The 9,083-nt window shown below is 57.1% G+C and carries 8 protein-coding genes; 3 read left to right on the forward strand and 5 right to left on the reverse strand.

Annotated elements, in window-relative coordinates; translation table 11 throughout:
* Window positions 1–51: 51 nt before the first annotated feature.
* Window positions 52–1,083, forward strand: a complete 1,032-nt coding sequence (locus tag H5P28_RS10270; protein ID WP_185675592.1) for an IS5 family transposase — start codon at window positions 52–54, stop codon at window positions 1,081–1,083.
* Window positions 1,084–1,242: 159 nt separating this feature from the next.
* On the opposite strand, the gene H5P28_RS10275 is transcribed toward H5P28_RS10270, so the two are convergent.
* Genes H5P28_RS10275 through H5P28_RS10285 form a run of 3 tightly spaced genes read right to left on the reverse strand, consistent with a single transcriptional unit; the run spans window position 1,243 to window position 3,995 of the window.
* Entirely contained in the window at window positions 1,243–1,962 is a 720-nt protein-coding gene (locus H5P28_RS10275; RefSeq protein WP_185675616.1) for an RraA family protein, read from the reverse strand.
* A gap of 41 nt (window positions 1,963–2,003) precedes the next feature.
* Window positions 2,004–2,780 carry an SDR family NAD(P)-dependent oxidoreductase gene (locus H5P28_RS10280; protein WP_185675617.1) on the reverse strand — a complete coding sequence of 259 codons (777 nt, stop codon included), beginning with the start codon at window positions 2,778–2,780 and terminating at the stop codon, window positions 2,004–2,006.
* 24 nt (window positions 2,781–2,804) lie between these two features.
* Window positions 2,805–3,995, reverse strand: a complete 1,191-nt coding sequence (locus H5P28_RS10285) for an enolase C-terminal domain-like protein (protein ID WP_185675618.1) — start codon at window positions 3,993–3,995, stop codon at window positions 2,805–2,807.
* 82 nt (window positions 3,996–4,077) lie between these two features.
* On the opposite strand from H5P28_RS10285, the gene H5P28_RS10290 reads away from it, so the two are divergent.
* Together H5P28_RS10290 and H5P28_RS10295 are read left to right on the forward strand one after the other, a co-directional pair.
* The gene (locus tag H5P28_RS10290; protein WP_185675619.1) at window positions 4,078–4,833 is read left to right on the forward strand and encodes an IclR family transcriptional regulator; all 756 of its coding nucleotides are present in this window, start codon (window positions 4,078–4,080) and stop codon (window positions 4,831–4,833) included.
* 109 nt (window positions 4,834–4,942) lie between these two features.
* Entirely contained in the window at window positions 4,943–6,043 is a 1,101-nt protein-coding gene (locus tag H5P28_RS10295; protein ID WP_185675620.1) for a lactonase family protein, read from the forward strand.
* A gap of 21 nt (window positions 6,044–6,064) precedes the next feature.
* Here H5P28_RS10295 and H5P28_RS10300 read toward each other — a convergent pair whose 3' ends face one another.
* Both H5P28_RS10300 and H5P28_RS10305 read right to left on the reverse strand, forming a co-directional pair.
* Window positions 6,065–7,393, reverse strand: a complete 1,329-nt coding sequence (locus tag H5P28_RS10300) for an IS5 family transposase (protein ID WP_185675621.1) — start codon at window positions 7,391–7,393, stop codon at window positions 6,065–6,067.
* Between the two features lie 454 nt (window positions 7,394–7,847).
* Window positions 7,848–9,083: tyrosine-type recombinase/integrase (locus tag H5P28_RS10305; protein WP_185675622.1), on the reverse strand; the 1,236-nt coding region annotated here is incomplete at its 5' end.

Below are 9,083 nucleotides of genomic sequence, written 5' to 3' on the forward strand. Positions count from 1 at the left end.
GGCCACTTCGATTAACCTCGCCTTCTTTGCGACAACTGGAGACAATCTGATATGCGCGTAAAGACTGGTAGCAGCCAAAGCAATCTCTTCGACATTTTGAAACACGCGGACAGCGCTTCGCAGCGTAAGAGCAGCCTGGATCGGCTTGATGTGATCGATTGGGAGACGTTTCGTGCGTTGCTTGAGGAGCGCCTTTCCTACGGCGACCAAAGCAAGGGTGGGCGCATTCCGTGGTGTCCGGTTTTGATGCTCAAGGTGCTGGTATTGCAGCGCTTCTTTGACCTATCGGACCAAGAGACAGAGTTTCAGATTCTTGATCGCTTCAGCTTTCTGCGCTTTGTGGGGCTACGCCCCGGCGATGGTTCTCCCGATCACGCGACGATCTGGTCCTTTAAGGAACGCCTTGGAGCCGAGGGGATGGTTGCTGTGTTCGAGTTGTTCAACGAGCAACTGCGCACTCAGGGCTTGATCGCCAGTTGCGGCAAGATCATCGACGCCAGTTTTATCGAGGCTCCCAAGCAGCGCAACCGCCGCCATGAGAACGAACAGATCAAGCGCGGCGAGGTGCCCGAACGCATCGCCAAGAGGCCGCGCCGGGCCTGCCAGAAGGATCTCGATGCGCGTTGGACGCAGAAGAACCATGTATCCTATTTTGGATACAAGAACCACGTCAAAGTCGATGCGGCCAGCAAGTTTATCGAGACCTTCACCGTCACAAACGCCGCCGTCCACGACTCCCAACCGGTCGGGAAACTGCTGCGTGAGAGCGACCGCGAGGCCGTGCTGTGGGCCGACAGCGCTTACGTCGGGCCGTTCATCGCCGCGCTGCTCAAAGGCTTCGCCATGCTCGCCAACATCTGCGAAAAGGGCACTGCCGCCCGTCCGCTCAGCCGTGAACAAAAGCGTGCCAACAGGCAAAAGAGCCGCATCCGCTCCCGCGTCGAACACGCCTTCGGCCGCATCGCCCAGTTCGGCGGCGACCGCTTCCGACGTATCGGCCAGAGACGATGTCGCTTCGAAACCGCCCTTACCAACCTCACCTACAACCTCGACCGCTATGCCATGTTCCATGCCAGGGGCTGAGCCTACACAATCGGGAGAAAATCGCCGCCAAACGCCTCAATCTGAGGCCAAAACAACCACCGCAACTCCCTGCAACTGCCCATCAAGCCCCCTTCCAGGCATCTGAAATCTCATAGCTGAACGGCTCAAGCAAAATGACTCCCTTAATCGAAGTGGCCCTTAGAAGTAGCCGCCCTTGTTGTGAATGTCGTTTGCAGACAGACCAGCGGCGACCCATTCTTTAATCTCGCCTTCGTTTTTCTCGATCTGCTCGGCGCGCTCCAGCACCTCGACCGCAATACTGCGCGGGATAACGAGTGCACCGTCAATGTCGGCCAAGACGATATCGCCCGGATAGACGAGCACATTGCCCACATAAACCGGCACCTGATAGCCGACGATTTTAGTGTGCGAGAGGGCTCCTCGGCTTGTGCGGTAGCGGTACCAGATTGGAAACTCCTGATCGAGAATGTCTTTAGTGTCGCGGATGCCGCCGTCGATGATCGCACCACGGCAACCGCGCAACTTGGCAGCCTGCGTCATCACGCCGCCCCAGTTAGCCGGGCTGTCTTCGCCGTTGTAGTTCCACAGTACGACGTGGCCGGGGCGCAATTCATCGAGCAATTTCACGCGGATCTCCAACTCTCCGCCCATCGTTGGATCTTTAAGTGCCTTCACGGTGAAGGCCTCGCCACACACGACCATATTGTCGCGCAGTGGAACAATCGTGGACGGCAGGGCCTGATGCGGCAGACACATTTCGCGCAACACATCGTCCACCGCACCGCTGTACAGTTTCTCGAAACGCACACACAAATCCTCCAGCGGGATCGACAACTCAACAATCGGCTGACTGTCGCGCTGCGCTTTAAGATTATTCAAATTCATTTTCTCAGCCATTATATCTTCCTTTCTTGGAATGGGTTTATGTTAAGGGTTCGTCAAAGGCTCATACCGCCATCGACGTAAATATTTTGCCCGGTAATGTAGCTGCCAGCCTCGCTGCACAGCAGCAGTGTGGCCCCAACGCAATCATCTGGGCTACCAATCCGCCCTGCAGGAATTTTGCCGACGACAATCTGCCGGTAGGCCTCGTCGGCCAGACGATCCGAGTTGCGGTCAGTGTTGATAACACCCGGCGCAATGTTGTTAACCGTAATGCCCTGCCCCGCCAGTTGCCCTGCTAACGAGTGCACCAGACTTGTCTGCGCACACTTGGTAGCGGCGTAAACGGGCATCTGCGGATGCGGCCGAGCCTCCTGCACGCTGCCAACTGTCACAATCCGCCCCCAGCCCCGCCCTGCCATTGCAGGGGCGGCAAGCTGCATCAGTTCAAAGGTGCTTTGCAGGTTAACGCGTATCTGCTTTGCAAAATGCTCCGCAGTTGTCTCAAGCCACGGCTCGGGTATCTGGATCGAAGCATTGCAGATCAGAATATCAAGCTTACCGAAAGTTTCCAGCGTTTGTCCGTACAGCGAACGGGCGGCATTTTCTTCCGATAAATCGGCAACGACACCTGCTGCACGCACGCCCAATGCAGCCGCCTGCGCCACGGTTTGTTCCAGCGCGGCAGCCATACCTGAGGCATGGATCGCAACATTGGCTCCGGCGTTCGCAAGCGCGAGCGCAACTGCCCGCCCGATACCGCGGGAGGAGCCGGTCACCAGCGCGGTGCGTCCACTTAAATCAAACAGCTTAGGGTGGGTCATCATGCTCATGGGTTAAAATTTAGAGTTACCCCATTATATGCCGCCAACGATCGGGTACCAGTCCGGACGCTTCGGGTCTGCGTGGAAACGGGCATAATAGTCGCCGCGCTTTTCGTACTCACGTTCGTATTTCTCCATCTTCTCCAGGTCAAGCTCGACACCCAGCCCCGGGCCCGTCGGCACTTTGATGCAACCGTCCTTGTAGGGCATCAAGCCACCGACGATGATGTCGTCCGTCAGGTAGTGGTAGTGCGCATCGCCCGCAAACGTCATCTCGGGGATCGTGGATGCGGTGTGCAACATGGCCGCTAATTCGATACCAAACTCTGCGCCACTGTGCATAGAAACACCGAGGTTGAAGGTGCGGCAGATGGCCGCAAGGTCTTTTACCCCGCGAGGCCCTTCCCAGTAGTGGATGTCCGTCAGCACGATATCCACCGAACCAAGTTTGACCGCGGGGGCAAGGTCATCAAAACGTGCCGGATACATATTGGTGGCAACGGGAATACGCACCTGCGAGCGCACCGCAGCGTTGCCGTTCAGTCCCCATGAAGGATCTTCAAAGTATTCGATACCCAACGGTTCCAAACGGCGACCAATGCGCACTGCGGTGGGCACGCTCCATACGCCGTTGGGGTCGATGCGCAGACCGAAGTCCGGGCCGAGGCGCTCGCGACACAATTCCAGTACGCGTGCTTCTTCGCCGGGATCCATGACTCCAGCCTTGAGTTTCATTGCGTTGACCCCGAGCGTCTCGTGCAGCTCCACGCACCAGTCCGCCATGTCTTCGGCGCAGGTGTCATCCTTGCCGTCAGGCCTGTCGTAGCGCCAGAACAGATAGGCGATCATCGGGATTGCATCGCGCACGCTGCCACCGAGTAGATCGCTTAAAGAACGATTCATCGCCTTTCCCTGAATATCGAGGCAGGCCATTTCAATCGCCGCATACAGCCGCGCGTTGGACATGTAGTAAATGCTCCGCAACACCTTCAGCTTGATCGCCTCCAGGTGGAACGGGTCCATGCCGACAATACGCGGCTTCAGCTTCGTCAGCGCAGCGCGCTGGTCACCGCCGCCAACTTCGCCAAGACCGATGATGCCCTCATCGGTAATCAGCTCCAGAATCGTCCTTAAGAAATATCCTGGGTGGACGCCAGTGTTATGCCGAAGCTGACAGGTCAGCGGGATAGCGACAGTGCGCACTTTGAGGTCAACAATTTTCATAAGTACAAGGGCATTTTTGCCTTTACCGCAGTTACAGGCAATTTTATATTGATAAAATAATTATCAAATGTGGTAAAATAAAATGAGCAACCCCCAGACCATTCCATCGGTTCACAAGGCTATCGCCGTCATGCGGTTTATTGCAGACCGCACTACGCCGGTAAGCGTCAAGGAACTGGCCTACTCGCTGAACATCCCGCAGGTGAGCTGCTACCGGATCGTCCGCACCTTGCTGGAGCATAACTGGATTCAGGAAGAAGCCAGCGGCGGCTTCCGCGTCGCTTTTGGCCTTGCCCACCTGGCGCGCTCATACTCGGAGATCGAACACGCGCTACACACGATCGAGACCCCGCTACGACAACTTTCTTCGCAACTTAGCCTGTCCGCCAAAATCACCCTGAGGGAAGGCCACTACGTAACAACGGCGCTGCGCGTCGAGCCATCGCGCCCCAACGCGATCACAAGTCCGGTGGGCTATCGCTTTCACATCGGTATCGGCTCTGCGGGCAGCGCACTGCTCTCAACACTCGGCGACGAAGAAATCCGCCGCATTATCGCGACCGCCCCTGCGGAAGTGAGGGAACGCCAAAGGGAGACAGACATCTGGCAACGTGTGCAGGAATGCCGACAAAGCGGTATCTGCAAGGAGATGGGCTTGCAACATCCATTCATTTGCGCGATCTCCGGTCTTCTGCGCCTGACGCCATCCGTTGCGTGTGCGGTCACCCTTGTCGGCTGGCCTGAGGAATTCGCAGGCAAGCGCACAGCCCAGGTCGCAAAGGAACTGCGCCACAGTATTGACGCCATGCAACAACTTCTTGGCACAGTAGCAGAATGATTCTCCGTGCCGTATGACCGTCGCATCAGACGCACCATGCTCTTAGAGAAAACATTAAGGCAGCAGAGCAGTTATTAAAGTAACAAAGCAGCTTACCCACTTTTGATTCATGAATATTTTTGTCGGTAGTTACACTCGCCCCTCCCCCAACGTCCCCGGAGCCAAAGCCAAGGGAATCCTGCGGCTGCGCATTGACGCAGAGCACCGCCAGTGGCAGATAATCGGCAACCCGATTCCCCTGGCCGATCCCACTTATCTTGCATGGTTGCCCAAGCGTAGGTTGCTGCTCAGTGTGGCCGATGGCAGAGATAAGCCGCAGCGCCTGGTCGCTCTGAAAATCTCCGCGAACTATAGTGATCCTATCGAAGTCGGCAACGCGCCCACACACGGACAGGCCAGTTGCCACATCGCGCTGCTACCGGAGCACAAGGGCGCAGCCGTTGCCTCTTACCTCAACGCCTGTCTGGATACCTATCGCATTCAAGACGACGGCAGCCTCGCCCACACGGCCTGCTACCCCTACAGCGGCAGCAGCATCCACCAGCGCCAGCAAGAGCCTCACGCCCATCAGGCCTGCGTATCTCCCGATGGCCGCCACCTGTACGTGTGCGACCTTGGCGCAGACTGCATCTGGAAGCACCCGATTGATGCGCAGGGGCTGGCAGTCGCGCCAGCCAGCGAAAAAATTGTTGTTCCCACTGGCGAAGGGCCAAGGCACATGCTGTTCGACGCTGCTGCAAAGCGTGCCTATAGCATTGCCGAACTGACCGGACGCCTGCTTGTTTTTGACTGGCTGCCGCAGCGGGATAGCACACTACAGTTTGCCGGAGCGGTCGATGGCCTGCCCTCCGATTATAAAGGAATTCCCTCCGGCGCAGCCATCGTCCTGCACCCCAGCGGAAAAACGCTCCTTGCCTCCCAACGCCAACACAACTCCATCGCATTCTTCGTCCTGCCACAAAACGGCAGCACTGTGCTACCAAAGCAGGTCTGCAACCTGCCCTGCGGCGGGCTGGAACCAAGAGACTGCATGGTTGATCGTACCGGCCGCTGGCTGCTCGTCGCCAACCAAAACTCCGACACCGTCACAGTGTTCGAACTCAATCCGACGACCGGCTTGCCGCTTACGGAAAATTACTTCTCCATCGATACGCCGACCCCCGTCTGCCTTGTTGAAGAGACATTCGACCCAACACAACATAAATTCTAGTCGTCCCTGAAAAAGTCTCTCTCAAGCGGCGGTTTTGATTTTGAGGGGTTGGATGGTGTCCGGGCATAGGCGGGTCAGGCATTGGATGAGGGTACGCCAAAGGGCGTTTAGCCACAGTTTGAGGTTCCAGGCGGCGGATGCGAGGGTGAGGTTGATGGCGGAGCCGACGGCTCCCTTGAGGAAGCAGCGGATGAGGCGGTGGTCAAACTTGAGGTGGCCGATAACGGGCTCGATGGCAGCCCGGCGGGCGAAGCGTTTGCGTTGCTTCTTTCGCTGGTAATAACTGTCGGATTTTCGGGCCTTGCCGGGCAGGAGCACGTCGGTCTGGCCGATGCGTTTTTGCCCGCGATAGCCCCGGTCCACCAGCACGCTCTCAAAGGTTTTGCCGGTGTGGACTTGGGCCAGAGCGAGGGTGTCCTCCAGCGTGTCGCCGTCGTAAAGGTTCTCGGCAAAACTCACCGCCGAGACGACCACGCCGCTGTCCCGAAGCATCGCTATCGAGGCCTTTCTGCCAAACTCATACTTCTTGTGAGCCTTGCCCTTGGCGATGCAAAGCACGCCCGGATCGTGCAGCGAGTACACCTTGTTTTTGTCATGCTTTTTCTGTGACAACACCCGCTTGATCAGCCCGAGTTTCTCCGCGTGAATCATACGCCAGGCCTCCCCGCAGCGGCGCTGGAAGTCACGCAGCAAGCGCCCCGCAATCGTCTTGAGCTTGTTGCGGGCCTTGCGCCGGTCCTTCACCAGACGGTTGCTGCGGGTGCGCAAAACTCGCAGCAGCTTAGGCACCGTGCGCGTGTAGCGGCGACGCCAGGAAACGCCCGCCTCATCGCCCATCCGCCACAGCGCCTCGATGCAGTCCACCCGCAGCCGCGTGTCCGTCGGAAACCCAACCGCCGACTCCTGCACCGTCGTGTCCGCCACCAACTCATCTTCGGCTAAGACCTTCTCGCGGTGCAAACTCAGCGACAGCTCAAGCAGCCGCTGCACCCCGCTCACGCCGATGCGCTGGCGGAAGCGAACCAGCTCGCTCGGGTCGCACGGCAAACGCCACTGAAAGTGACGCTCACCGCAAAAATATTGCATGTACGGATCCCGCACCCACGCCGCGCAAACCCGCTCGTCCGAGAGGTTCTCAAGATGCTTGAGCAACAGCAACCCCGCCAGCAATCGCACCGGCAAGCCCGGACGGTCCACCTCCGAATACAACGGCTCGATCCACGAAACCAAATCGCCCCAAGGCAACCTGTTCGCCAGCTTGTACAGCCCCTGACGCTGATCCAACAACGACTCCAACTCCGGTTGAAACATATCTCCCACTTCCACTCCACTTCCCTTCGGCTTACTCATAATGACCAGTTTTTGGCGGTTTACTCACTTTTACGGGTCATTCCAATAACCCATACACAATACTAAGTCACTCTTGTTCAAGCGCGAATGGGGTTTTTCAGGCACGACTAAATTCTAAGGTGAGCAGCCGTTCCCTCGTGTCCGTCATTGACACTGCTGATTTCCTCACCACTGACGTATAGACATGCCGAGAGATGATCTTCATCGGTGGAAACTCACTCAAACGCGCAGTTTCCCAGTACCTAGAGAATTATCATACCGAACGGAATCATCGGGGGGAATCGATAATGTCATCCCTTTTCCCAAAACCGCATCAATAAGCGCTTCTGAAGGACGGGGCGTAAAAAGTGTACGGCTTGGCGGATTGCTTAACTACTAGCACAGGTACTCAAAAGCAAAAAAAGACCCGAGAACAGCTAAAAAGCACCGAAAAGCGGCCTGATCGACCCGCCGGTTAACAGCTTTTAGCAGCAAAAATTCTCTCAGAGAAAATCTTCAATTTTCCGAGGAGCGTCAAACTTGGGCAGCCATTTACAGGGTTGAGACCCTGTGTGACAAAAGGGGCCAAAGCGCGACTAAGCGCGTCACCAACAGCAATTTGCAAAACTTCAAGCTTGCCTGATTTTGTGACAGTTTGTGACCGCAGAAGCCCTTCTTGGCCGTCCAATGGAGTGCAATTTGGAGTGCACCCCTCTGAGGCATAAACTTCCTCCAGCGTCTTGTTAGCCGCCAGCTTGGCGATGTTCATATAGTGCCGGGCTGTGGTCGAAGGATCTTTGTGTCGTAGGATGGCCTGAATAACGAGCAAAGGAACGCCACGCACAGCTAGCCAGTGGCCGTGTGAGTAGCGCAGGGAGTGGAAATCGTGGTCCCCGAACTCATTTTTGTACACCAATCCGGCGCGTTCCTGATCGACGCGAAACTGTTCGGAGCCGGGCAGCCGGAACGGCAAAACCTTGTCCTCCGGCTTCCATTTCTTCGGCCGCATGGAGTGCAATTGAGCCACAACCTTAGGCATAAGGGGGATTTGCTCGCTGGTTCGGCCTTTTGAGTACTTGGCGCGGATGATGGCTTGTGCCTTCCCGTCATCGATGAACACGTCACCCCAACGCGGGTTTTGCAGCTCGTTTTTGCGCAAGCCGGTCCAGTGCAGCAGCCATATTCCGATGCGATAGTCTGCCCGATGGGGTGGCTTCCCGTAGCGCATGAACGTTTCAAGCTCGTCATCCGTCCACTCGCGGCGGTTCTTGGTCTCATTGCCCCGCGTCTCGCACTTCTCGACGTACTCCAGCGGATCGCGCTCAATGATCCCCTGCTTTTTCAGCCAGTTGAGAAAGGCCCGCATGCTCAGCAGGTACTCGTTGATCGTCTTGGCTGAAAGCTCCCGGCCTGTCCGCTCGCAAACCGGCACTTGCCCGCGCCACTGTTCGAAGCCAGTTGGCGTAATGTCGCCCAGGTCTTCCCAGTTGCAGACTTCGGCCAGCGTCTTGATGCGCGTCACCGTGTCGTGGATGTGCTTTTGCCGTAACCGCTTGGCTGTGTGTGACCGTTCGTAGTCGGCTACCAGATCGAGGATTTTCCGCGTAGGTGCGCCAAAGAGGTGCGAAGGGACCGGCAGGCCTTGCTCTTGCAGGGCAATCCCCTGTTTGAGTTCCTTCTCGTGCTTGAGGGCGCGATCAAGATGGGTGGT

This window comes from Ruficoccus amylovorans (assembly GCF_014230085.1).
Classification (GTDB): Bacteria; Verrucomicrobiota; Verrucomicrobiia; order Opitutales; family Cerasicoccaceae; genus Ruficoccus; species Ruficoccus amylovorans.